This window comes from Clostridium sp. MCC328, from assembly GCF_018785465.1.
GTDB lineage: Bacteria > Bacillota > Clostridia > Lachnospirales > Lachnospiraceae > Pilosibacter > Pilosibacter fragilis.
Map to the genome: position 1 here is coordinate 19504 of NZ_WQPW01000001.1, position 22796 is coordinate 42299.

The 22796-nt window shown below is 50.3% G+C and carries 23 protein-coding genes; 20 read left to right on the forward strand and 3 right to left on the reverse strand.

What is annotated here, in order from left to right:
- Positions 1 to 53: 53 nt before the first annotated feature.
- From GPK83_RS00095 to GPK83_RS00130, 8 genes are all read left to right on the forward strand, one after another.
- Positions 54 to 1592 (forward strand): hypothetical protein, encoded by a 1539-nt coding sequence (locus tag GPK83_RS00095; RefSeq protein WP_215703686.1) that lies wholly within the window; start codon positions 54 to 56, stop codon positions 1590 to 1592.
- Positions 1582 to 3168: a hypothetical protein gene (locus GPK83_RS00100; protein ID WP_215703687.1), complete on the forward strand. Its 1587-nt coding sequence runs from the start codon at positions 1582 to 1584 to the stop codon at positions 3166 to 3168. Before GPK83_RS00095 ends, GPK83_RS00100 begins: the two co-directional genes overlap by 11 nt.
- A gap of 4 nt (positions 3169 to 3172) precedes the next feature.
- Entirely contained in the window at positions 3173 to 3946 is a 774-nt protein-coding gene (gene rfbF, locus GPK83_RS00105) for a glucose-1-phosphate cytidylyltransferase (RefSeq protein ID WP_015553106.1), read from the forward strand.
- Positions 3947 to 4034: 88 nt separating this feature from the next.
- Positions 4035 to 5093, forward strand: coding sequence for a CDP-glucose 4,6-dehydratase (gene rfbG, locus GPK83_RS00110; RefSeq protein ID WP_117469085.1), 1059 nt, complete (start codon positions 4035 to 4037; stop codon positions 5091 to 5093).
- A gap of 141 nt (positions 5094 to 5234) precedes the next feature.
- Entirely contained in the window at positions 5235 to 6575 is a 1341-nt protein-coding gene (gene rfbH, locus GPK83_RS00115; RefSeq protein WP_215703688.1) for a lipopolysaccharide biosynthesis protein RfbH, read from the forward strand.
- Entirely contained in the window at positions 6572 to 7420 is an 849-nt protein-coding gene (locus GPK83_RS00120) for a LicD family protein (protein ID WP_215703689.1), read from the forward strand. Before rfbH ends, GPK83_RS00120 begins: the two co-directional genes overlap by 4 nt.
- Complete coding sequence (locus tag GPK83_RS00125) at positions 7413 to 8357, forward strand: glycosyltransferase family 2 protein (RefSeq protein ID WP_215703690.1); 945 nt, start codon at positions 7413 to 7415, stop codon at positions 8355 to 8357. Before GPK83_RS00120 ends, GPK83_RS00125 begins: the two co-directional genes overlap by 8 nt.
- 263 nt (positions 8358 to 8620) lie before the next feature.
- Positions 8621 to 9256, forward strand: a complete 636-nt coding sequence (locus GPK83_RS00130) for a hypothetical protein (protein ID WP_015553110.1) — start codon at positions 8621 to 8623, stop codon at positions 9254 to 9256.
- 230 nt (positions 9257 to 9486) lie between these two features.
- Here the strand turns inward: GPK83_RS00130 and GPK83_RS00135 are convergent, their stop codons facing one another.
- Positions 9487 to 10191 (reverse strand): gamma-glutamyl-gamma-aminobutyrate hydrolase family protein, encoded by a 705-nt coding sequence (locus tag GPK83_RS00135; protein WP_015553111.1) that lies wholly within the window; start codon positions 10189 to 10191, stop codon positions 9487 to 9489.
- Between the two features lie 244 nt (positions 10192 to 10435).
- Complete coding sequence (locus GPK83_RS00140; RefSeq protein ID WP_252196178.1) at positions 10436 to 11425, reverse strand: zinc dependent phospholipase C family protein; 990 nt, start codon at positions 11423 to 11425, stop codon at positions 10436 to 10438.
- A gap of 224 nt (positions 11426 to 11649) precedes the next feature.
- Between GPK83_RS00140 and GPK83_RS00145 the strand changes: the two genes are divergently transcribed.
- A complete protein-coding gene (locus GPK83_RS00145) occupies positions 11650 to 12987 on the forward strand; it encodes an amino acid carrier protein (RefSeq protein WP_215703691.1) in 1338 nt (445 codons plus the stop codon).
- Positions 12959 to 13378: a hypothetical protein gene (locus GPK83_RS00150; protein WP_215703692.1), complete on the forward strand. Its 420-nt coding sequence runs from the start codon at positions 12959 to 12961 to the stop codon at positions 13376 to 13378. Before GPK83_RS00145 ends, GPK83_RS00150 begins: the two co-directional genes overlap by 29 nt.
- Positions 13379 to 13638: 260 nt before the next feature.
- On the opposite strand, the gene GPK83_RS17245 is transcribed toward GPK83_RS00150, so the two are convergent.
- Positions 13639 to 13755, reverse strand: a complete 117-nt coding sequence (locus GPK83_RS17245; protein ID WP_015553113.1) for a putative holin-like toxin — start codon at positions 13753 to 13755, stop codon at positions 13639 to 13641.
- 617 nt (positions 13756 to 14372) lie between these two features.
- Between GPK83_RS17245 and GPK83_RS00155 the strand changes: the two genes are divergently transcribed.
- The 10 genes from GPK83_RS00155 (at position 14373) to fliE (ending at position 22768) form a co-directional block, all read left to right on the forward strand.
- On the forward strand, positions 14373 to 15524 hold the full coding sequence (locus tag GPK83_RS00155; protein ID WP_215703693.1) for a hypothetical protein: 1152 nt from the start codon (positions 14373 to 14375) through the stop codon (positions 15522 to 15524).
- Between the two features lie 393 nt (positions 15525 to 15917).
- A complete protein-coding gene (locus tag GPK83_RS00160) occupies positions 15918 to 16697 on the forward strand; it encodes an SIMPL domain-containing protein (protein WP_215703694.1) in 780 nt (259 codons plus the stop codon).
- Between the two features lie 315 nt (positions 16698 to 17012).
- On the forward strand, positions 17013 to 17543 hold the full coding sequence (locus GPK83_RS00165; RefSeq protein WP_021904634.1) for a peptidylprolyl isomerase: 531 nt from the start codon (positions 17013 to 17015) through the stop codon (positions 17541 to 17543).
- A gap of 139 nt (positions 17544 to 17682) precedes the next feature.
- Entirely contained in the window at positions 17683 to 18387 is a 705-nt protein-coding gene (locus tag GPK83_RS00170) for a GNAT family N-acetyltransferase (RefSeq protein ID WP_117469095.1), read from the forward strand.
- A gap of 237 nt (positions 18388 to 18624) precedes the next feature.
- On the forward strand, positions 18625 to 19521 hold the full coding sequence (ispE, locus tag GPK83_RS00175; protein WP_215703695.1) for a 4-(cytidine 5'-diphospho)-2-C-methyl-D-erythritol kinase: 897 nt from the start codon (positions 18625 to 18627) through the stop codon (positions 19519 to 19521).
- 14 nt (positions 19522 to 19535) lie between these two features.
- Positions 19536 to 20246 (forward strand): GntR family transcriptional regulator, encoded by a 711-nt coding sequence (locus GPK83_RS00180; RefSeq protein WP_215703696.1) that lies wholly within the window; start codon positions 19536 to 19538, stop codon positions 20244 to 20246.
- Complete coding sequence (locus tag GPK83_RS16715) at positions 20209 to 20403, forward strand: hypothetical protein (RefSeq protein ID WP_015553121.1); 195 nt, start codon at positions 20209 to 20211, stop codon at positions 20401 to 20403. The genes GPK83_RS00180 and GPK83_RS16715 overlap by 38 nt, the downstream gene beginning before the upstream one ends.
- Before the next feature lie 79 nt (positions 20404 to 20482).
- On the forward strand, positions 20483 to 21520 hold the full coding sequence (locus GPK83_RS00185) for an aldo/keto reductase (RefSeq protein ID WP_242992118.1): 1038 nt from the start codon (positions 20483 to 20485) through the stop codon (positions 21518 to 21520).
- A gap of 501 nt (positions 21521 to 22021) precedes the next feature.
- A complete protein-coding gene (gene flgB, locus GPK83_RS00190; protein ID WP_015553123.1) occupies positions 22022 to 22414 on the forward strand; it encodes a flagellar basal body rod protein FlgB in 393 nt (130 codons plus the stop codon).
- 36 nt (positions 22415 to 22450) lie between these two features.
- Entirely contained in the window at positions 22451 to 22768 is a 318-nt protein-coding gene (gene fliE / locus GPK83_RS00195) for a flagellar hook-basal body complex protein FliE (RefSeq protein WP_015553124.1), read from the forward strand.
- The last annotated feature ends 28 nt before the right edge of the window (positions 22769 to 22796 follow it).

The window sequence follows — 22796 nt, forward strand, 5'->3', positions numbered from 1 at the left end:
TGCAAAAGGGCAGCCGGAGAAGGCTGCGACAGTAAAAAAGGAGAATCAGAAGAATGAATGGACAGCAGTGGGCTCCAATGTGCGCGGGCTTTGCCGTTGCTGTGGTCCTGTTCCTTGTACTCGGGTATTTCCTGAGGAAGAGGGACATGACTGCCCATCTTGCTCCCGTAAAGCGGGAACTCAAGAAGGAAAAGCAATGGCTGCGGCGCGGGGAGTATAATGCGGCTATGGTAAAGGGCCGCCAGAATCTGGAACTGTTTCTGAAGCTGGTGGCGGAATTTAATGGGATCGAGCTCGACAATTCTGCCCAGGCGATGGCGAACGCCAAGAGCGGTCCGGATGGAAGAGGACAGCGCGAAACTTACCGGATGAACGGGAGAAAACGCCAGAGAGTCATGACATTCCAGCAGTTTGGATGGTGGCTCGACGAGAATGGGTATCTGGACCGGGTCGGAAAGTGGGAACTGAACGAGATCCGCGTGATCGGAAACAAGGCGGTTCATGAGAACTATGTTTCTAAGGAAGATGCCTGGAATCAGTACAATTATATGGAAGATGTTCTGCGGATCGTCGCTGACCACCATGCAAACCGGCGGAAACAGAGAGGACCGGCGGTTAAAAAGAGCCAGACGGGGTGCCATGGGGCGAGCGTGAAGAAGACGTCCGGGGCACAGATGAAAGGACGCGGACAGGGGCAGTCAAAGAGTGGAGGACAGAGTCAGGCAGGAAAAAGCCAGGCGAAGAACAGCGGACAGGGACATGCCCGGAAGCGTGAAGGCGGAAAGCAGACCAGTGGCGGGAACGCGAGGCAGGACGCAAAGGTAAGCGGCAATCAGAGAGTGGTTCAGAAGACTGAGGGAAAGAAAACGGCGGAACAGAAAAGCACTGAGAATAAGCAGACATTGAGAAAGCCGCAGAACGAAAGCAATGGGAAGTCAGCTGGAAAGAATGAGACGTCGGAGAGAACTCAGCAGAAGAGAGAAGTAAAAACAGCGGTCAATAAAGCCCAGCAGAGCAGGGAAGTAAAGATTGTAGAGAAGACCGCAGAGAATGCCCAGCCGGAGAAGCTGAGTTCTTCCGCAAAGAGGCGTCAGAGAAGAAAGCGCGCGAAAGCGGCCAGAGAGCAGGCTGAGGCAGCAGGAATGGTTCGCGAGACTGCACCGCAGAGTAAGGCAGCAAAGCCGACAGAAAAAATAGCAGAGCCGACAGAAAAAACGGTAAAGCCGACAGAAAAACGCACTGTGTGTCATGGGAAAGAGACAGATTGCCAACCGCGCCAGGTACAGCCCCAGACTTCCATGAGGATCGTGACACTCAGTCAGCCAACCGGCGGATGGACAGCGGGAACTGATAAGAAAGAGACAGTGAAGTCAGAAAAGTCAAAGAAGAACACAGCACCGCAATTGAAGCGGAAGAGTGGAGAAGCGGAAAAGCGGACGCAGGGGAACATTGCAGCAAGGCAGACACAGAATGAAGGCGCAGCAGATCCGACAGCGAGACGCCTCCGCAGACCGAAAAGAAGACCGGCAGCGGAACATGCAGGAAATAACGTAGGAAGAACCGCAGCAGGCGGAGGAGATCATGAAGAATAAGAAAAGCTATGTCTATATCGGACTTCCAGTTCTGGGGATGATTTTTTATCTGGCATATATCAGGCGCTCCGCCATTGACATGGTGTATTCCGATTATATCCGGCTCATCAATTCCTATCTGCCGGACGTGTGGAACCCGGATAAGTTTTTTGTGGCGGATCTGCTCACAAGAATTCCGGTGAACTTCTTAGAGCGCGGACTGAATGTCATGATCTTTGGATACAGCGTCACTGTGGACCGGATCATGGGCATCCTCGGATTTGGACTATCCGCCCTGGTCATCGGCCGGTACAGCAGGAAAAAGGAACTCTGCCCGGTCTGGTACGCGGCGATGATGATCGTCATGTTCAGCCTTAATAAGTGGGAGATGCTGTACAACGGAACCGGATGGGCGCATTTCCTGGCATTCGGATTGTTTTTCTGGAATTATGCCCTGCTGGATCAGGTGTACGAAAAGGGATTCCGAAACGCGAAGAAATCGGAGCTTGTACTTCTCTTTGTACTGCCGTTTGTGATCACCATAGGGGCGGCGGGACCGTACTGCGCGATCTACACGGTGACGATCGTGATGGCGTACCTGTTTATTTACGTGCGCGATATTGTAATTGCAAAGAGTTTATCTGGAAAATATCAGGCAAAGGCCGACAGACAGAATTTAAGCAGCACGGATAGGAAAAACGTATCGGGCAAAGGCAGGGAAAACGCTGGCGTGATCGGTGTAATTTCAGATGATCTTGCCGGAATCGGAACCGCCCGCGTGATCGCCCTGATCGCAGTGGCAGTCATTCCGTTTCTCATTTACCTCTGGAGCAACTCCCAGGCGGTTTACGAGTATTCGGGGGCGGTAAATGTGCCGCTCTTAACGGCTTTCCGACAGGATCCAAAATTTTTTATTAAATTTCTTCTTAAGTCTTTTGCTTCCATGGTTTTTGGAGTAGAATTGATTGACAGGAGCTTTGCAGGGATTCCGGGGAAGGTCTGGTGCGCGGTCGGCGTGATCGTCCTGTTTGCGTATTTCTTTGCGCTGTGGATGAATTTTTATTACCGGATCGAGAAACAGACGATCCTGCCGCTGATGCTCCTGGCAGGCGGTGGTATGAACCACCTGATGGTGCTTGTGAGCCGGTACATCTTTATGCCGAATGACAAGTATGGGATGAGTTCCCGGTATGCGCTGCAGTATCAGATCGGTGTGATCGGAATCTTTCTTACGTTCGCTCTGGCTGCGAAGTGCGGATTCTGTAAAAAGGAAGAATGCAGGGAAAGCAGAGGCACAGAGCCGAAAGTGGCACAGCATATCAGCAGGACTGAAAAGGATCCTTTGCCAAAGCTGGTAAAGAGATTATCGATCGCCCTCGCCGCCATGTTCCTCATCGGAAACGTGATGACGACGGCGGAGGAATTCCGCTTCGGAAAGTACCGGAAAGAACATAACCGGGACGAAGTAAAACAGATCTTATTAAATTTTGAAAACGAGTCAGACAAAACACTGGAGGACGCGCTGGAGTATCACAAACCGGGATGCCGGGAAGCACTTACGGTCCTCAAAGAAAACGGTTGGAATATATGGAGGTAAACCTATGAAAGTAGTAATCCTGGCAGGAGGATTCGGAACAAGGATCAGCGAGGAGAGTCATTTAAAACCAAAGCCGATGATCGAGATCGGTGAGAAGCCGATCATGTGGCATATCATGAAATATTATTCCCAGTTCGGGTATAACGAATTTATTATCTGTCTGGGATACAAACAGTATGTGGTAAAGGAGTTCTTTGCGGATTACTTCCTTCACACATCTGATGTGACCTTCGATCTTGCGAACAACAGCATGAAGGTCCACAACAACTATGCGGAGCCGTGGAAGGTGACTCTGATCGACACAGGACTCAACACCATGACCGGCGGACGCGTAAAGAGGATCAAAGATTATGTGGGAAATGAGCCGTTTATGCTGACCTACGGCGACGGTCTCGCAAACATCGACTTAAAGGCACTGGAAGAGTTCCACAGAAGCCATGGAAAGCTCGCAACCATCACGGCAGTCAATATCGGACAGCGCTTCGGTGTCCTCGACCTCGAGGATAACGGAAAGATCAATTCCTTCCGCGAGAAGAATGACGATGACGGCAGCCTGATCAACGGCGGTTACATGGTATTAAATCCGGGCGTATTCGACTACATTGAGGGCGATTCCACCGTATTCGAGCAGGCACCGTTAAGAAACCTCGCAAAGGACGGCGAGCTCATGGCATACCGCCACGAGGGATTCTGGAAGTGCATGGATACCCAGCGCGAGAAACAGCAGTTAGAGGCGATGTGGCAGTCAGGAAACGCGCCGTGGAAGATCTGGGAATAGGTTCACACGCCTGCTTTCCGGAAGCCGCTGTGAGGATCGCAGAAAACGGCTGCGCGGAGAGCAAAAATCCGTAAATGGAGATACGAAAATGAATTTGGAAGAAGTATTTAACTTTTATAAAGGAAAGAAGGTCCTCGTAACCGGACATACCGGCTTTAAGGGAACCTGGCTTTCCAGGATCCTTGTAAACGCGGGGGCGGAGGTCACAGGATATTCCTTAAACCCGCCGACAGACCCGGCACTGTTCAACATGGCAGGTCTTGAGGGTAAGATGAATTCTGTCATCGGTGACATCAGGGACCTCGCCCATTTAAAGCAGGTATTCGAGGATACAAAACCGGAGATTGTCTTACATCTGGCGGCACAGCCTATCGTGCGGGACTCCTATAAGGATCCGGTCTACACCTACGAGACGAACGTCATTGGCACCGTCAATATTTTAGAGTGTGTCCGCCTGAATCCGTGCGTGAAGTCCTTCTTAAACGTGACGACGGATAAGGTCTACGAGAACAGGGAGTGGGAGTACGGCTACCGCGAGGTGGACCGCCTGGACGGCTATGATCCGTATTCCAACAGCAAATCATGTTCCGAGCTTGTGACACACAGCTACAGGAAGTCCTTCTTTGCGGACGGACACTGCGCGATCTCAACCTGCCGTGCGGGAAATGTCATCGGCGGCGGCGACTTTGCGAATGACCGTATCGTTCCGGACTGCGTCCGCGCGGCGATGGCGAAAAAGCCGATCGTTGTCCGCAATCCGCATTCTACCCGCCCGTACCAGCATGTGCTGGAGCCGTTAGCGGCATATCTCATGGTTGCGAAGGCCCAGTATGAGGACGGAAAATACGCCGGATACTACAACGTGGGACCGGATGACAAGGACTGCGTGACCACGGGTGAGCTTGTGGACATGTTCTGCAGCGCCTGGGGAAATGGACTTTCCTGGGAAAACAAGAGCGACGGAGGTCCTCACGAGGCAAACTTCTTAAAACTCGACTGCTCCAAGTTGAAGACCACATTTGGATGGCATCCGCGTTATGGCGTGAAGGAAGCCATCGGACTCACTGTTGAGTGGTGCCAGGAGTATGAGAAGAACGGCGATGTTGTGGCTGTCATGGACAGACAGATCAAGGAGATGTTCCAGTAGAACAGAAGAAAATAGTCCACTATTTGAAAAAGACAGGAAACCTGGAGGTGCGTGCAGAAACTTCCCGGCAAATGAAACATTGTATACAGCAGGAACGAGTTCAGAAATTGGTCTGCTGTATCATCAGGAAAGGAAAAAGTTATGTTTGAAAACAAGACAGAGGCGGAGGCAAGAAAAGAGATCCTTGACCTCGTAGCCGAATATGCCGATAAATTCCATAACCAGAAAAAGGAATTCCATGAGGGAGACCGTATTCCGTACGCGTCCCGTGTGTACGACAGCAGGGAGATGGTAAACCTTGTGGACAGCTCCCTGGAGTTCTGGCTTACATCCGGACGTTACACGGATGAGTTCGAGAAGAAGCTCGCGGAGTACCTTCATGTGCGCTACTGCGCCCTCGTAAACTCCGGTTCCTCCGCAAATCTGATCGCATTCATGACACTTACATCCCCGCTTCTCGGCGAGCGTCGTGTAAAGCGCGGGGACGAGATCATCACTGTTGCGGCAGGTTTCCCGACCACCGTAACTCCGGCGATCCAGTATGGCGCTGTCCCGGTGTTCGTTGACGTGACGATCCCGCAGTACAATATCGATGTCACAAAGTTAGAGGCGGCACTTTCCGATAAGACAAAGGCAGTCATGATCGCCCATACACTCGGAAACCCGTTCGATTTAAAGGCAGTGAAGGAATTCTGTGAGAAACATAACCTGTGGCTCGTTGAGGACAACTGCGACGCGTTAGGCTCCAGATACACCATCAACGGTGAGGAGAAATTCACCGGAACCGTAGGCGATATCGGAACATCCAGCTTCTATCCGCCGCACCACATGACCATGGGTGAGGGCGGAGCCGTTTACACGGACAATCCGCTGTTAAACAAGATCATCCGTTCCTTCCGCGACTGGGGCCGTGACTGTGTCTGCCCGTCCGGACATGACAACCTCTGCGGACACCGCTTTGACAAACAGTACGGTGAGCTTCCGCTTGGCTATGACCACAAATATGTATATTCCCATTTCGGATATAACCTGAAAGCCACAGACCTCCAGGCAGCCATCGGATGTGCCCAGATCGAGAAATTCCCGACCTTCGTGGAGCGCAGACGCCACAACTTCGACCGCCTGAGAGCAGCTCTCGCTGAGACAGAGGACCGTCTGATCCTTCCGGTACCGGCTGAGAATTCCAGACCAAGCTGGTTTGGCTTCCTGATCACATGTAAAGAGGGAACTGACAGAAATAAACTCGTCCAGTACATCGAGAGCAAAGGCATCCAGACGAGAATGCTGTTTGCCGGAAACCTCATCAAGCATCCGTGCTTCGACGAGATGAGAGCAGAGAAAAAGGGCTACCGCGTAGTAGGAACCCTGGAAAATACGGACCGGATCATGAGCGACACCTTCTGGGTTGGCGTTTATCCGGGAATGACAGACGAAAAGATCGACTATATGGCAAAAGTGATTAAAGAGGGGCTGTTACAGTGAGCGGAGAAACATCCTTTGACCTGACGAAAGTCCATGAGGTCAACTTAAAGCTTTTAAAGGAGATCGACCGGATCTGCAGAAAGTACAAGATCAAGTACGCACTGGATTCCGGCACGCTTTTGGGCGCGGTGCGCCACGGCGGCTTTATCCCGTGGGATGACGATGTGGACGTCATGTTCACAAGAAAGAACTACGAGATGTTCGCGAAGGTCGTAAGACGGGAGCTGCCGGAGGACATGTCCTTTGTGGAGCCGAACGAGTACCATGGCGGAAAGGCGTTCTACGACTTTATCTCCCGTGTGACATACAATAAGAGCCAGAAGTTCGAGGACTCCGGAAAGATGGAGTTCTATGACGATAAGATCAGCCGCCTGAACGTGGACCTGTTCATCGTGGACGGACTTCCGGAGGGAAAGCTCGCGAAGAAGCTCACAAAGCTCTCCCACTGCGTTCTCTACGGCTTTGCCCTGGGACACCGGTATGAGATCGATTACAGCGATTACAAGGGCGTTATGAAGCTTTTTGTGGCAGTTCTCGCGACCATCGGAAAGCTGATCCCATTCCCGGTGATCTGGAAGCTGTGGAATGCCCTGTGCCATATGGACAGCAGGAAAGAGCGCCCGTTATATTTCTACACGGGTTACGCGCCGAACTGGTTCTATGTGGAGATGAAGAGAGAGTGGGACGATGAGGTCGTTGAGATGCCTTTTGAGGACACAAGGTTCTACGCTCCGGCCGGCTGGGATGAGCTTCTGACGCAGCTTTACGGCGACTACATGAAGCTTCCGCCGAAGGAAAAACAGATTCCGGAACATTCCGATATGGAGATCAAAATTTATGACTAAACTGCTTTCGGTCGTTGTATCGGTATACAACGAGGAGCTGGCGCTAAGAGAATTCTATGCAGAGGCAGGGAAGATCCTGAAAAGGCTGCCGGGAAACTGGGACTATGAGTTCCTGTTCGTGAACGACGGCAGCAGGGATCAGTCCCTTTCGATCCTAAAGGAGTTCGCGGCGTCGGACGAAAAAGTGAAGATCGTCAATTTTTCCAGGAACTTCGGGCATGAGGCGGCGATGATCGCAGGGCTGGACTATGCGGGCGGTGACGGTATCGTCTGCATGGACGCGGACCTGCAGCATCCGCCGGAGTGCCTGCCGGAGATCGTGGAAAAATTTGACGAGGGATATGAAGTGATCAGCATGGTCCGCACGAGGAATAAGACGGCTGGGCTGGTGAAGAATGTCACATCCGCGGCGTTCTACAAGCTGATCAACCATCTCTCCGATGTGAAGTTTGAGGCCAACGCCTCGGACTTTTTTGCGGTGAGCAAAAACGCGGCGGAAGTTCTCAGGAACAACTACCGGGAGAAGGTCCGCTTCCTGCGGGGCTATGTCCAGAGCATCGGTTTTGAGAAGACCACCATCGAGTACGAGGCGAGACCGCGTTTTGCAGGGGAGAGCAAGTACAGCTTAAAGAGTCTGTTCAAGTTTTCCATCAACACGATCCTGTGCTTTTCTGATCTGCCGTTAAAGCTTGGAATCTATTCCGGTGTGATCACAGCGCTTTTCGGACTGATCATGGTGATCTATACGGTCTATACCTGGAAAATTTATGGGGCGCCGAACGGCTATGCGACCATCGTGGTACTGATCTCGTTTATGTTTTCCGTGTTGTTTGTGATCGTGGGGATCATCGGCGAGTATATCGCGATCCTGTTTGCGGAGATCAAGGACAGGCCGGTGTATATCGTGAAAGATACTGCTAATATCAAAAAAAAATGAAGCAAAGATACAGATGGACAGGATGCCCGGTAGGTTCTATGCATGGAAAATGATCCTGGCAGGAACTTTTTCAGCTGTGATCGGCGGACTCCCACCGGAACCACTGGAAAAACATTACAAAATCATGAATTATTTGTGTAAATTTGAGAAAAGGACTTCAAAAATAAAAGGGAATCGTATATAATACGTGAGTATGCCGATTTCCCGGAAAAATCTATTTAGCATAATGGGAGATCCGTTGAATTCAGAGGAGGAATTTTATCATGAAATTATTAAAGAGAATGGCTGTGCTGTCTTTAGTAGTTCTTGCCCTTGGCGGATGTACAAAGAGCAGCATTTCAACAGATGCACCGGTATCTGGAAGTGAAGAAGTGGATCCGGCAAAAATGGAGACGGATGACGATGAGACACTTCCGAGAGATCAGAACTTCCTTGTAGAGGATGAGACTGTAGAGACGACGATGTACGACTGGGAGCAGGCACAGAGCGAGTGCGACGGACTGTTCAACGACACATCTGCATTCCCGCAGTCTGTAAAGATGGAGTTCACTTATGATGAGTCCGCATTAAACATCGGTCTCACATGGACAGTAAAGAACGACACAACAAACGATGACGCTATGGAATATGCTGTGACAATGGTTAAGCAGTTCAACGATATCATCGCTGCACAGAGCATGGATCTTGAGAATTCCAGCACTGATTCCTTCGGAACACTCTGGAACCAGTTTTCCCTTGATGTAAAAGTTGTTACTGAGGGAGGAAAGGCACTTGTAGATAAGAGTTACAAGGCCGGAGAGAAGATCGACCTCAAGAGCAACGAGACTGCTGCAGAAGGTCCGGAGGACGTTGCAGACGATTCACCGAAGAAGCTTGACGAGACAAAGGCTTCCAAGTAATTAGTTGGAATAATTTTAACAGAATAAATAATTAAGACAATATAATGGCAGAATGCTTTTCAATGTGATCCAGAAAGCGTCCTGCCATTTTTTATTGTCATATTTTCTTATGGTCTGTACAGACCTGCTGAACAGTAACAAACGCCGCACTATTCTTAACGGCAGAATAAATGCGGCGTTTATAGTATGGATTCAGTTTTGATTTTCAGACCTGCGTTTATTGACGCGGCTTATTTTGCACACTGCTTCACGAAGTACTCAAACATCGGAAGAGAGTCGGCACATTCCTTCGGGTTTGTAACCGGGCCGGTCATGCGCTCCGGGTGCCACTGTACGGACCAGATCGGAAGAGTCTCGTGCTGCACAGCCTCTGTGAAGGTGTGTCCGTTGGACTCGCCCCATGCGATGGCCTCAAGACCTTCGCCGAGCTTGTCGAGGGCCTGGTGGTGGTAGCTGTTTACTTCCATGGACCCGCCGTAAAGGTTTCCTAAGATGGAATCTTTCTTGAGCGTCACCTGATGGCAGACACCCTTGGAGTGATCACCGCCGAGCTGTGTCGGGATATCCTGAGTGAGAGTACCGCCGAAGTATACGTTTAAGATCTGGATTCCGCGGCAGATGCCCCAGATCGGTTTCCTGCGGTCAACGAAGGCCTTGATGATCTTGTATTCCAGATCGTCGCGCTGTGGGTCTGTGATGACGAAGTCAAACATCTTTTCCTGACCGTAGAGCTTTGGTTCAACGTCTTTACCGCCGCTTAAGAGAAGTCCGTCAGCGAGATCCGCGTACTCCTCAGCACAGTCGTTGTTGACTGCAAGGATCGGGATGCCGCCTGCGCGGCGGATATTCTCAGCATAGTTCTGGTTTAATGCCCATGTCGGTGTTCCGTTGGCTGCTGCGCCGGTTCCTCCGGTCAGTAAGATCAATGGTTTCATAATGTAATTCTCCTTTTCCATTTCTGCCGTCTGCCTGTCCCCGTAGTGAAATCTGACGGAATGGATCCGGCTGTCTCTCATACAGACAGAGCGGAAGTTGATAGATGGCAGCTGTTTAAAAAGTGAAACAGCTATGATAGTATATGATAATTCTGCAGCACAGGGCAGAAATCATCCGTTTTAAGCGGCATGCCCCGGAAAGCGAAGCCTCCCAGAATCCGTGTCTGGCATCAGATGATGCAGGTCATCCCACATCAAGTCCGCTGTGGTAGGAATAGTTTCCAAGCTCCGCCAACAGCGCGGACATATCCGGCGGCCCGGATGAGACATTCGCGATCAGGAACGCATTGAGGTAATAGTAGACTGCATTGCATTTCTTCAAGGTCTGATGGTACAGATCGGGGAATGACGTCGTCGAGGCGATGGAATTATCCCATGGATTCGTCCAGACCTCATGGTCCAGGTTCAGGATATCGCGGACCTGGGCGGAAAGCTTATCCGTCACAAGCTTTTTAGAAGCGATCGGATGCTTTAGGAAGATTGATTCCAGGGAGCCGATCACATGGGTCTTATGTCCCGCAGGATCGGACAGGATCCGGCTTCCGAAGCGGATCGCGAAGATCGACCGGGCAACCATTCCGTCTGTGACCTGAAAGTTGTTTTTCTCTGTGATCTGGTAGTAGGTGCGGTTGATGCACCGGCTGAGATATCTGGAGATAAACTGGCTCTCCTGGGCGTTTAAACAGAGGGAAGCGGTCTGGTTGAATTCGGACGGCTTTTTGTGCTTGAACTTCCAGAGCAGGATCGCGTCGATATCGTTTTCCAGGGCGGCATGGAGTCCATGACACTCGGTCTTTTTCTTATCGGTGCGGTACTTGATCCGCCCGTAGACGAAGGGGTGACAGATCGAATCAGAGATATAGTGGCACATGAATCCTGCGAGGAATGCCGCCGCCTCCTCTTTCTGCTGTCTCGAGTGGATCTCGGTGAGCTCTAAGAGGCTGTTCTTAAAAAAGTCGTTTACCTGATACTCATGCATATGGGAGCCGACGTTGCGGTAGTCCCTGTGACGGAGGATCGGGACATTATAAAAGAAGATATCAGGTCCCTGGAGACCAAGCTGGTAGAGCCAGCGGTATTTGGATATCACATGTTTTAAATAGTTGTTCGGCAGGTCATTGTAGGCTTTCACACCGAACAGGTAGTGGGTCGTAAATCCCGGCACAAGAATCATCTCCTTTGAAAGAAAATGCCAAGGTCCTGCTCCGGCGCGGACTTTGGCTTTCTGCTTGTGCAAATAAAAGCTGCCATGGGCAGACACAGTGTTTATTATAGCATAGATGTGTGGAAATGGGAATAAAACGTAGTAAGAAATAGAAAAGGTAAAAACGCGGCGGGCGGCGGTAATGTGCGGCGGGATAGAAAATGAGGCCGTCAGGCTGCAGGGCGTGATATGGAATGAATATGATTGGGGAGATCCATGATATTGTCTGGGGACCATGGACACCGGTACTGTTTTTGATGGTGGGGACCGTATACAGTGTGCGGATCCGGTTCTTTCAGCTCAGGAAGATCCCGCGCTGGTGGGATGCGACCATCGGGAATCTTTTACGGGATCGGAAGAACCACCGGGAATCGTTCCGGTCGGCATGTACGGCGTTGGCGGCAACCATAGGGACCGGGAATATCACGGGGGTCGCATCGGCTGTGATCGCTGGCGGATCCGGGGCGGTGTTCTGGATGTGGGTGTCGGCATTTCTCGGGATGGCGACGGCTTACGGGGAGACGGTCCTCGGCATCCGTTATCGGGAAAAAGGCCGGGACGGCGGTTGGATGGCGGGACCGATGATCTATCTGGAAAAGCGGCTGGGATGTCCCGGGGCGGCGGTTCTCTACGGATTTTTCTGCATCCCGGCAGCGTTCGGGATGGGCAGTATGGTACAGGCGAACGCGATCTCGGAGACAGCGTCCTATGTGTACGGGATCCCGGAGGCTGTAGTGGGGGTGATCCTTGTGATCCTTGCGGGCATCGTGCTGGCAGGAGGCGGACGGCGGATCTTTCTCGCGGCGGAGCGGCTTGTTCCATTGTCTGCGGGGCTTTATACGGCAGCAGCGCTGGCAGTGATCATTCTGTATGCCGGGAATGTGCCGGGAGTGATCCTGGGAATCCTGGCGGATGCTTTTTCCTTCCGCAGCGCCGCAGGCGGAGTCGCGGGGTACGGGATCTCCCGATGCGTCAGCTATGGGATCGCCAGAGGTGTGTTTTCCAATGAGGCGGGGCTCGGGAGCCTTGCGGTGTTGAACGGAAGCGCGGAGACGGCGGCGGAGGAGCTTCAGGGGCAGTGGGCGATCTTTGAGGTGTTTTTTGATACCATCGTGAGCTGTACGCTGACAGCGCTTGTGATCCTCTGCGTGGCGGGCAGCGGGACGGTCTCAGAGTTCGGGGCGGAGAACGGGGCATCGCTCACAAGTCTCTGCTTTTTTACAGCGCTTGGGAGCCCCGGCGGGTACGCGGTGGCGGTCTGCGTGGTGCTGTTCGCGTTCTCCACGATCATCGCATGGTACTATATGGGGCGGCAGGCGGCGGAGTATCTTGGCGGGAAGATCTCGGGAAAGATCCCGGCAGTCTACACGGTGGGATATCTTCTGGCGGCGTTTCTCGGGTGTCTCGGGGCGATGGAGACGGTGTGGGAGGTCTCGGACATCTTTAATGGACTGATGGCGGTGCCGAACCTGGCGGCACTGGTGCTGCTGGCGGGGGAGATCTATGCGCCGGGGGAAAAGCGGGATCCATAGCTGCTGCCTCACGCCGGAGAGGGGTGTGCGATACGGCCTGCGGCGGTGCAAAATTGCTATCGAAGTCCCGTCCAAAATCGTCATTTTGGCCGGGGCTGATTCTCCCTTGAAATTCTTATATTTTCCTTCTTCTTTCCTGGAAGGCTTTCCGCCTTCCTCTTCTTTTGGCCTTTCCTTCTTTTTTCCTTTATTTACAATAGTTTTCAGGCTTCTTTCCTTTTTTCTTTTGAAAATCAGGAACGACGAAAAAAAGACTTTTCTGCTTCGTTTCAGTTTCTCTTTTCTTCTGGTTGAAAAGAAAGAGAGAAAAAAGCGGAAAAGGGTGCGTTCTGTTCTCGGTGGGATGATGAAAATGATGCTGTTGGGATGGGAACAAAACAATCAGGAATAATTCAGTCGTTGATATTATTATAAATCAGATTTTCTAACGCGGATAGCCGGGATATTTTGCAATTTTGAGGATAAGCTGCCTGAATCTCGCTGAAACTGAGGAAAATCTGAGAATTTATAAGGAAATCACTTGAAATCGCATAGAGAATTGTCTATAATAAAAGAGAAAAGAAAACACCCACTCCAAAAAGTGGATGCTTCAGTTGTGAGCTAATGTCCTAACGGACACCGCCCATCCTGTTGGCCGACAGGGTGGGCTTTTTACTTTCTTTTGTTTCTCTTATCGAGAAAGGAAAGTAATGCGATGAGCAAACCGCCAAATGAGATAAGTAATCCGATTATCCCAATCACAACGGATAAAATTTCGTATGCTGTCATCGGCACCGCCTCCTTTCCTATGTACTCCGGGCAAGCCGGGCAATGAAAAGAGAAGCAGCCATTCCTGTCATGGGTGTTTTCCTGTTCCTATCATAGCATAAAAACAGCACTTCCTCAATAAGGAAAGAAAGGATCAGGTTGGAAGAAGGCGGAAAAGGGTGCGTTCTGTTCTCGGTGGGACGATGAAAATGATGCTGTTGGGATGGGAACAATTGCCCTTTTTCGTGTTCATATCTTGTTCAAAAAGTCTTCAAAATTCTTTTACACAATTCACACGATTTCTTCATGTTTTATGGATATCATATAACCATAAACAGAGAGACATCTGATATAGATGCTGCTTATAAGATTTTTTTCATAATACTCGAGCTGATAAGTGATTATCAGCTCTCCTCCCTTTTTCAAATAATTATTTTGTCGAAGAAAAGCACTCGGCGGGGTGCTTTTTTTCATGTCTTTTTTTCGAAAAGGATCCATGATAAATTCCATTTCGCGTTTATGAGCGCCGTGTCCGGCACTTGTTTTCAGCTTGAAAAAGCGTATGGTGAGCAGGATTTCTCGCAGAGCTCCGGGAACAGGAAAAACTCTCCTATGAACTCCTGATCAATCTGGAGCCCATGAGCCGCGATGAAAATGGACAGGAGGTATTCCTGGGATCCGTCGGAAAGTGCATGCCGGTGGTGCTGGTCCAGGGGCGTACCGCCCATGTGAGCCGGTGCTTTGACGGACTCAATGCGGTGGGTGTCCTGGGACGCATGTTTGAGAAGACGGAGCTCTCGGCGGAGTTTGCGGAAGTCTTTGACGGCGAGGTGTGCATGCCGCCGACATGGCTGAATTTCAAGGATCTCAAGAAGGGATACGACGTGTCGGTTCCGGCGAGAGCGGCGGGATATCTGAGTGTGCTGAGTTTCCGGTCCGGTCCGGGGGAGATCCTGGAGAAAATGCGGGAGCTTGGGTCTGAGGCGTTTGCGGAGTACATTGAGAAGATGGATGCAGAGAGGAGAAGACTGGAGGAGAAGCTTTCCGGCAGGGCGATGCAGGGAAAGAAAAAGTGCGTAAAGACTGCAAAGCCGCAGGCGGCAAATGCAGAAAGTGTGGATCATGCAGATCCGGTATCGGAAGAATATGCGGACAATGTTGGAGAATGTGAAAAAACGAATGATGTCGTTCCGCAGAAGTTTAATGTCCTCTCCTTCGAGGAACTCTCCGAACAATGCCGCAAGAAAAATGCGGATGGCTTTGAGGATTTCCTGGAGGGGCTAAAGGGCCGCACAGAAGCGCGGATCCGCAGCGGAGAGACAAATTATCCCCAGGCCACCATCGACATGATGACGGAGATCCTGGACTGGTCCGGACTCACAGAGCCGGTGATGGTCATCAGCTTCGCCCCGCCGCTCTACCCGGCATACCACAGCGATCAGATGACCGGAAAAGAGGGCGCCGGAAGCTGGCAGTTCAGAAAGATCAAGAAAGCGTCTGAGGCAGCCGGATGCATGGTGAAGAAAGTCCACTACTTTACAGGAATCTCCGACCTCAGCTACTGCGGCACCTGCGGGGATATGGACTTTTCCGGCTACGCCGCCGAGACTCCGCTCTGGGGCGGCGGCTACCAGGTAGACTTTGAAGAGATCGGAAAGCTGAACATCCCAGCCGTCCTCATGGGCCCATGGGGAAAAGACATCCACAGGAGAACAGAGCGGGTGAACCGGAAGAGCCTGCTTGTGGAGCTGCCGGAGATCCTGCATACGTTGATAGAAGACCAAGCTTAAAAGAATAATGAAAAGGCACAGTAAAAAAGAACAATATCAAATATGATTGACATTGTTCCGAATTCAAATGACATTGTTCCAGATTTTGTTGACATAGTTCTCGAAAATAACGGCATAAGGCTGTGTATAAATATGGTGAAATCGGTTAGCAGTATGCGGATATCGCTTCAATAGAACAGAAGGAAAGATCGCTTATCGGATGCCATTTTTCTACAGGAAAATGTCCTAAAAAAGTAAGAGAAAAGATAAAACGCCGCAATGTTTTTCTGTTATACTCCTTAATATAAAAGAGGTGTTTTCGTATGGTTCACAGTCAACGCAGGAAATACGCATATCTGCAGGCATGTTTGGGAGTGTGAAACCATACCATTCAGGGATAAGGAGGAATCCAGTATGAAGAAAAGAACATTGGCAGCGGCGGGATTATCGATGATGATGGCAGTTTCTCTTGCGGGATGCAGCACGACGGTGTCTGTGCCGGATACCGTGAAGGTCGAAAATGTGGGAGACAGTTCGGACGGAAAGATCACCATGGACAGCAGTGAGACGGTGAAGATCGTGCCGGATATGGCGAAGATCGTGTTTGCGGTTACTTCTGAGGCGACTAAAGCGGATGAGTGCCAGCAGAAGAATACGGAGGGCTTAAATTCCCTGACCGAATACCTGAAAGGACAGGGGATCAATGAAAAGTCCATCACGACCTCCGGATATTACCTGAATCCACGGTATGACTGGAGCAGCAACACGAGGAAGTTCATCGGATACGAGATGCAGACCGAGGTGACCGTCTCCGATGTTGCGGTGGACCAGGTCGGCACGCTGCTCTCCAACGGTGTCGGAAACGGGGCGAATGAGATCTATTCCGTGTCCTACTATTCCAGCGGATATGATGACGCGTATGCGGAGGCGTTAAAGAAAGCAGTTGATCTTGCCCGGACGAAGGCGGAGGCACTTGCGGAGGCCAGCGGACGGACACTCGGATATGTGGTGAGTATTGAAGAGTATTCGGACAGCCAGTACGGCAGATATGTGGACGGCGGCGTGAACCTGAAAAAGGAAAGCGCTGTAATGGAGGCAGCCGGGGCAGAGGACACCGCGGCAGATATGAACGTGATGCCGGGTGAGATGGAAGTCAGCGCGAATATTAAGATCGTGTTCTCCATGGGAGACTAGGTATTTCACGTTACAGTTCAGCCATGCGCTGGTTTGAATGAGAAAGTGTGTTGCAAGCTTGCTTGCATAAGCACTTTTTCATTCAAATCAGCATATGGTGGAACCACCAAGCTTCTTGTTTTCATGAATATGAAAACAAGAAGATGTAATGACTGAACTGTAACTATTTCACAGGGCATGGACCGGAAAACAGTGGACATACGGGACTATGCCCTGTATAATATAGGGTACGATCAAGTGGCTGTCCAGTATCCTGGCAGTCATGTAAATTACTGTTCAGGCGGTAAAAGCCCACAGTTAAAAAGGAGAAAGACAATGGCAGAAAAGAAAAATCCGGTCATTACCATCGAAATGACAAACGGCGATATCATCAAAGCTGAGCTTTACCCGGACGTTGCTCCGAATACGGTAAACAACTTTTTAAGTCTTGTAAATAAGGGATTCTATAACGGACTGATCTTCCACCGCGTGATCAAGGGATTCATGATCCAGGGCGGATGCCCGGACGGCAACGGAATGGGCGGCCCGGGATACTGCATCAAGGGCGAGTTCTCCCACAACGGCTTCCAGAACGATCTGGCGCATACCGAGGGCGTTCTCTCCATGGCCCGTGCAATGAACCCGAACTCCGCAGGCTCCCAGTTCTTCATCATGCACAAGGACGCTCCATACTTAAATGGTGAGTACGCAGCGTTTGGTCAGGTCATCGACGGTATGGACATCGTCAACAAGATCGCTGAGGTCCGCACCGATTACAGCGACCGTCCGATGAAGGAGCAGAAGATCAAATCTATCACAGCAGAGACCTTCGGCGTAGAGTATCCGGAACCGGAGAAGTGCCGATAAAAATGGCAGTTGGATTCCAGACATGGAAAAGTACTGTTTTTGAGCTGTCATGCATTCGGAAGAAGCTGCCGGAGGAGATTCGGCAGGTGTGCAGGCGGAGCAGGAACAACTGCCGCAAATATAAAAAAGGAGACGTGCTATGCAGGAGACCCGTTATGCAGTTGTAGACGGTGAGAAAATTCCTGTCCTGCTCTCCGATGAAAACGAGGCTCTCCTGGCGGCAAAGGCTGCCGGGAGGGCCATTGTTGGCTTATGGAGAGAAGACACACAGGGGAATGAGTGGTGCGCGGCGGACACATTGATCGCGGATGTGGAGGATGCGGACGAAGAGTTTTTGGGGCGGATCGCGAGAAGGCATCTTGGGCTGCCGTGGGCGATCTGCGAGACGGAGCGGCTTAAGATCCGGGAGATCGCGGAAGGCGATTATGAGGAGATCGTGGAGAACCATGTGGATGCCGACCTGGATACGGTGGAGAAGGTAGCCGGTTACACAAAGCACCATTATGAGGTGTTTGAGTTTGGATTCTGGGCGGTCGAGGAAAAGAAGAGCGGAAATCTCACCGGTGTTGTGGGGTTCCGGATCCCGCAGGATGACGGCATCGGGGATGTGGATTATTATGTCCTGTCCCTGGATGATGAGAATATCCTGGATGACACGCTGGAGCTGGGCTACCATATTTTCCCGGAATACCGGAGAAAAGGATACGCGAAAGAGGCATGCCGGGCGGCGATCGAATACGCTGAGGAAGAGTTTGGAACTGTCCAGTTTATCGTCAGGATCGGGAAGGAAAACATCGTGTCAAAGAAGGTCGCGGAAAGCCTGGGATTCGTGCGGACGGAATAAAGGTTTATTGAGGAAAAAAGTCATTAATTCCGCAAGATTTCTCTTGTCAAATGGTGTATCAATCATGTATATTAAACATTGTATACAAACAACACAAATACAATTTGATGATACCAGGGTAACAAGCTTAAAGGTTCGGCTCAAGCCTGCCTGCAGGAGAAGCTTTAAATTTGTTCCTGGGAATGCGAAGCATTCCGATGGTAGGACTCGCGTGTAGAAAATATAGAAGGTGATAACATGAAAGACCATTTAGACCTCAAAGCGTATGCCAAGATCAACCTTGGCCTGGATGTGGTCCGGAAGAGAGAGGATGGGTACCACGAGGTCCGCATGATCATGCAGACCGTGAACCTGTACGACCGGATCGAGATGGACCGGACCGAAGACGGCGTGATCAGGACGGAGACGAATCTCCCGTTCGTTCCGGACGGGGAGGGAAACCTTGCGTGGCGCGCGGCGAAGCTGCTTCTCGATGAAAAGGGGATCAAGGACGGCGTGACTATAAAGATCCGCAAATATATTCCTGTTGCGGCCGGCATGGCCGGAGGCAGTACCGATGCGGCAGCCGTTTTAGTCGGTGTGAACCGGATGTTTGATCTTGGATTCACGAAAAAAGAGCTTATGGAGCGGGGTGTAAAGCTCGGCGCGGATGTTCCGTACTGTATCATGCGTGGAACGGCCCTGTCGGAAGGAATCGGTGAGATCCTGACAGAGCTCCCGGCACCTCCGCAGTGCCATCTCGTGATCGCGAAGCCGCAGATCTCCGTGTCAACGAAAGCGGTATACGGAAAACTGCGCGTGAATGAGCTTGCACCGGAGGAACACCCGGATATCGATGGCATGATGGCGGCGATCAAAAATGGTGACCTGGACGGTGTGATCGAACGTCTTGGAAATGTCCTGGAGACTGTGACGGTACCGGATCATCCGGAGATCGCGAGGATCAAGGAAATGATGATGGAGAACGGCGCCTGCGGCTCCCTGATGAGCGGCAGCGGTCCTACGGTATTCGGTATCTACAAGGATAAAGAACTGGCGGAAAAGGCCTGTCAGGCCCTCAGGGAAGCGGACGGCGGACGTCTGACCCGTCAGGTGTACCTGACTGAATTCTACAACCGGAAGAAAGCCAGATAGAGGAGAGAGACACGATGACGAATCATTTTGAAGTAAATATGGATGAATATCTGCCATTACGGGATGTTGTGTTCAAGACCCTGCGCCAGGCAATTTTAAAAGGAGAGCTGGAGCCGGGCGAACGCCTGATGGAGATCCAGCTTGCGGAGCGGCTTGGCGTGAGCCGTACCCCGATCCGTGAGGCGATCCGTAAACTGGAGCTCGAGGGCCTGGTCCTCATGATACCGAGAAAGGGCGCGGAGGTTGCGAAGATCTCTGAGAGCAACCTGCGGGATGTTCTGGAGGTGCGCCGTTCCTTAGAGGAGCTTGCCATCGACCTTGCATGCCAGAGAATCACCGAGGAAGAGCTGGAATCATTAAATAAAGCGGAAGTTGATTTCAAGGCAGCCATCGGGAACGGGGACGCGATGCAGATCGCCCAGACTGACGAGCAGTTCCATGAGATCATCTACAACAGCACGAAGAACCAGAAGCTGGTCCAGATCTTAAACAATTTAAGAGAGCAGATGTACCGCTACCGCCTGGAATACATTAAGGACGCGGACAAGCGCCAGATCCTCATGGTGGAGCATGAACATATTTTAAAGGCACTGACCTTGCGCCACATCCAGGAGGCGAAGATGGCTGTGCGGGAACACATCGACAATCAGGAGATCACGATTCTCAAGAATCTGAAGGAGCAGGAAAATGACATTCAAAGAAAAGTACCAGGCAGGAGAAATTGAATTTGAAGCCATCGACGACTATGTGGATGAGTGGAACAACAGCGATGACGAGAGAACGCTGGCAAAATTCCTGGGTCTCAACGCGGACGAAGAGGACGCGTGGATCGATGACGGGGATGAAGCGCTGAAGGAGATGCTGGACGCCGGAAAACAGTAGCTTTGGTATGCCCGTAGCTTAAGGTCACAGATATGTGAAAAGGTTACGGGCAAACGTATAGGAAGAAAGGAGAGTCTTCATGACAACAGTTACACTTGGAAAGACCGGGATCACGGTGAACAAGAATGGATTCGGCGCGCTTCCGATCCAGAGAATCACGAAGGAAGAGGCCGCAAAGCTTTTGAGAAAGGCATATGACGGCGGAATTACATATTTCGATACGGCGAGAGCATACTCTGACAGTGAGGAAAAGATCGGATATGCCTTAAGTGATGTCAGAAACCATATCTATCTGGCGACAAAGACAGCGGCAACGACAGCAGAAGGCTTCTGGAAGGATCTCGAGACCAGCCTTCGTCTTTTAAAGACGGACTGTATCGATGTATACCAGTTCCACAACCCGGCAGTCTGTCCGAAGCCGGGCGATGAATCCGGCCTCTATGACGCTGCTTTAAAGGCAAGGGAACAGGGAAAGATCCGGTTCATCAGCATCACGAATCATCGCCTTGCGGTTGCAAACGAGGCGGTGGATTCCGGTCTGTACGCGACGTTGCAGTTCCCGTTCTGCTATCTCTGCAGCGAGAAGGATCTGGAGCTCATGGAAAAGTGCAAAAAGGCAGATATGGGCTTTATTGCCATGAAGGCATTGTCCGGCGGCCTGATCAACAATTCAAGAGCCGCTTACGCGTTTCAGGCACAGTACGACAGCGTACTTCCGATCTGGGGTGTCCAGAAGGAACATGAGCTTGACGAATTTTTAAGCTATATCGACAATCCGCCGGTGATGGACGACGAGATCCGCACCCTGATCGAGAATGACAGAAAACAGTTATTTGGAAGCTTCTGCCGTGCTTGCGGCTACTGTATGCCATGTCCGGCAGGGATCGAGATCAACACCTGCGCGAGAATGTCCCTGCTTCTCAGAAGATCCCCGTCCCACCTCCAGCTCACACCGGAGGTACAGGCGAAGATGATGAAGATCAAGGACTGCCTCCACTGCGGCCACTGCATGAGCAAGTGCCCGTATGGTCTGAATACGCCGGAGCTGCTGCAGAGAAACCTGAAGGATTATGAGGAGGTTCTTGCGGGTAAGGAGATCCTGCCGGGGAATTTCTAAGGATAGGAAATAGATAGACTTGGCGAAAAGAGGATGGGTGGCTGTTCTCTTTTTGCATATGATGAAAGCGGAGCATGCAAATTTTGCACATCGATATTCGGCAATATGCAAAAGTGCTTTTTGATAAATTCCATTTTTCAAATTTGCTCATTTATAGTAGCAAAATTAAAAAACTTAACAAAGTATATTTATTGACAAAATATAACATCTAAAACGTGCAAAATAACGGTGGAGTTATGCAAAATCACAATTGTATGGGCAAAATAAAAAAATAAATAGATATAATAAAAAGACAATGTAAATTGCTATAAAACTTTGTGACAAATTACCAATACAAAAAAGGCGGCAGCTAAAAACATAAGACTTGAAAAAAACATAAGAATTATATATTATATAGATAATGATAAAAATACGAAAATTGTAACCCCTTCCATCAAGGGATATTAACGGTATGTATTTTTTGAAGAAAATTATATCGGCCACACAGGAGGATGAACATTTATGATGGACTTGTATGGAAATGGATTATTACTTGGAGAAAAAACCCTGGACAGCTTATGGATGAGACAGAACCTGACTATGAACAACATTGCAAATGTTGATACGCCAGGTTTTAAGTCACAATATATGACCTTTGAGAATGAACTGGCACAGAAGATCCGGTCTGCTCTTACTGTGAAGAAGACTTCTATGAAAAATGTGGCAAGAGGGATTGAAAATATGAGACCGTCTGTCCATACAACCTTAAATGAATCAACCAGACTGGATGAGAATAATGTGGATATGGATCAGGAACAGGTTGAATTGGCAAGAACAGCTTATGAATACCAGTTTATGATCAGTTCTGTAAGTAGCGACCTTTCACGTCTGCGCAGCGCAGCTAAAAACTTTTAAATCATACAAATTATACGGTTAAGGAGAAAATATAAAATGATTGAACAGGTGAATGGGTTTATTACCCCTATGAAAGGGTGGGATGCTGTTGAAAAGAATGATAAAAAAATAACAGGAACAGAAAATGGCACAAAATCTGTGTTCCAGTCAGTGCTTGAAGATACAGTGCAAAATGTTTACGACACACAGAAGGATGTAGAACAGAAACAGTATCTTCTGGCAACGGGGCAGTTAGAAGATGCCCACAGTCTTCCAATCGCCCAGGCAAAAGCAGAACTGAGCCTGGAAGTTATGATCTCTCTTAGAAATAAAGCAATGGAAGCGTATAACGAAATTTTAAAGATGAGTGTTTAATACTGCTGGCCATGGAATGGAACAGTAG

Bases quoted from the DNA above. Each gene is read 5' to 3' on its own strand.
- GPK83_RS00130 (WP_015553110.1), top strand. From the start codon at position 8,621: ATGAAATTATTAAAGAGAATGGCTGTGCTGTCTTTAGTAGTTCTTGCC.
- GPK83_RS00095 (WP_215703686.1), top strand. From the start codon at position 54: ATGAATGGACAGCAGTGGGCTCCAATGTGCGCGGGCTTTGCCGTTGCT.
- GPK83_RS00150 (WP_215703692.1), top strand. From the start codon at position 12,959: ATGCGCCGGGGGAAAAGCGGGATCCATAGCTGCTGCCTCACGCCGGAG.
- rfbF (WP_015553106.1), top strand. From the start codon at position 3,173: ATGAAAGTAGTAATCCTGGCAGGAGGATTCGGAACAAGGATCAGCGAG.
- GPK83_RS00185 (WP_242992118.1), top strand. From the start codon at position 20,483: ATGACAACAGTTACACTTGGAAAGACCGGGATCACGGTGAACAAGAAT.
- GPK83_RS00170 (WP_117469095.1), top strand. From the start codon at position 17,683: ATGCAGGAGACCCGTTATGCAGTTGTAGACGGTGAGAAAATTCCTGTC.
- GPK83_RS00180 (WP_215703696.1), top strand. From the start codon at position 19,536: ATGACGAATCATTTTGAAGTAAATATGGATGAATATCTGCCATTACGG.
- rfbH (WP_215703688.1), top strand. From the start codon at position 5,235: ATGTTTGAAAACAAGACAGAGGCGGAGGCAAGAAAAGAGATCCTTGAC.
- fliE (WP_015553124.1), top strand. From the start codon at position 22,451: ATGATTGAACAGGTGAATGGGTTTATTACCCCTATGAAAGGGTGGGAT.
- flgB (WP_015553123.1), top strand. From the start codon at position 22,022: ATGATGGACTTGTATGGAAATGGATTATTACTTGGAGAAAAAACCCTG.
- GPK83_RS00125 (WP_215703690.1), top strand. From the start codon at position 7,413: ATGACTAAACTGCTTTCGGTCGTTGTATCGGTATACAACGAGGAGCTG.
- GPK83_RS00145 (WP_215703691.1), top strand. From the start codon at position 11,650: ATGAATATGATTGGGGAGATCCATGATATTGTCTGGGGACCATGGACA.
- ispE (WP_215703695.1), top strand. From the start codon at position 18,625: ATGAAAGACCATTTAGACCTCAAAGCGTATGCCAAGATCAACCTTGGC.
- GPK83_RS00135 (WP_015553111.1), bottom strand. From the start codon at position 10,191: ATGAAACCATTGATCTTACTGACCGGAGGAACCGGCGCAGCAGCCAAC.
- rfbG (WP_117469085.1), top strand. From the start codon at position 4,035: ATGAATTTGGAAGAAGTATTTAACTTTTATAAAGGAAAGAAGGTCCTC.
- GPK83_RS00155 (WP_215703693.1), top strand. From the start codon at position 14,373: ATGAGCCGCGATGAAAATGGACAGGAGGTATTCCTGGGATCCGTCGGA.
- GPK83_RS00100 (WP_215703687.1), top strand. From the start codon at position 1,582: ATGAAGAATAAGAAAAGCTATGTCTATATCGGACTTCCAGTTCTGGGG.
- GPK83_RS16715 (WP_015553121.1), top strand. From the start codon at position 20,209: ATGACATTCAAAGAAAAGTACCAGGCAGGAGAAATTGAATTTGAAGCC.
- GPK83_RS00165 (WP_021904634.1), top strand. From the start codon at position 17,013: ATGGCAGAAAAGAAAAATCCGGTCATTACCATCGAAATGACAAACGGC.
- GPK83_RS00140 (WP_252196178.1), bottom strand. From the start codon at position 11,425: ATGATTCTTGTGCCGGGATTTACGACCCACTACCTGTTCGGTGTGAAA.
- GPK83_RS17245 (WP_015553113.1), bottom strand. From the start codon at position 13,755: ATGACAGCATACGAAATTTTATCCGTTGTGATTGGGATAATCGGATTA.
- GPK83_RS00160 (WP_215703694.1), top strand. From the start codon at position 15,918: ATGAAGAAAAGAACATTGGCAGCGGCGGGATTATCGATGATGATGGCA.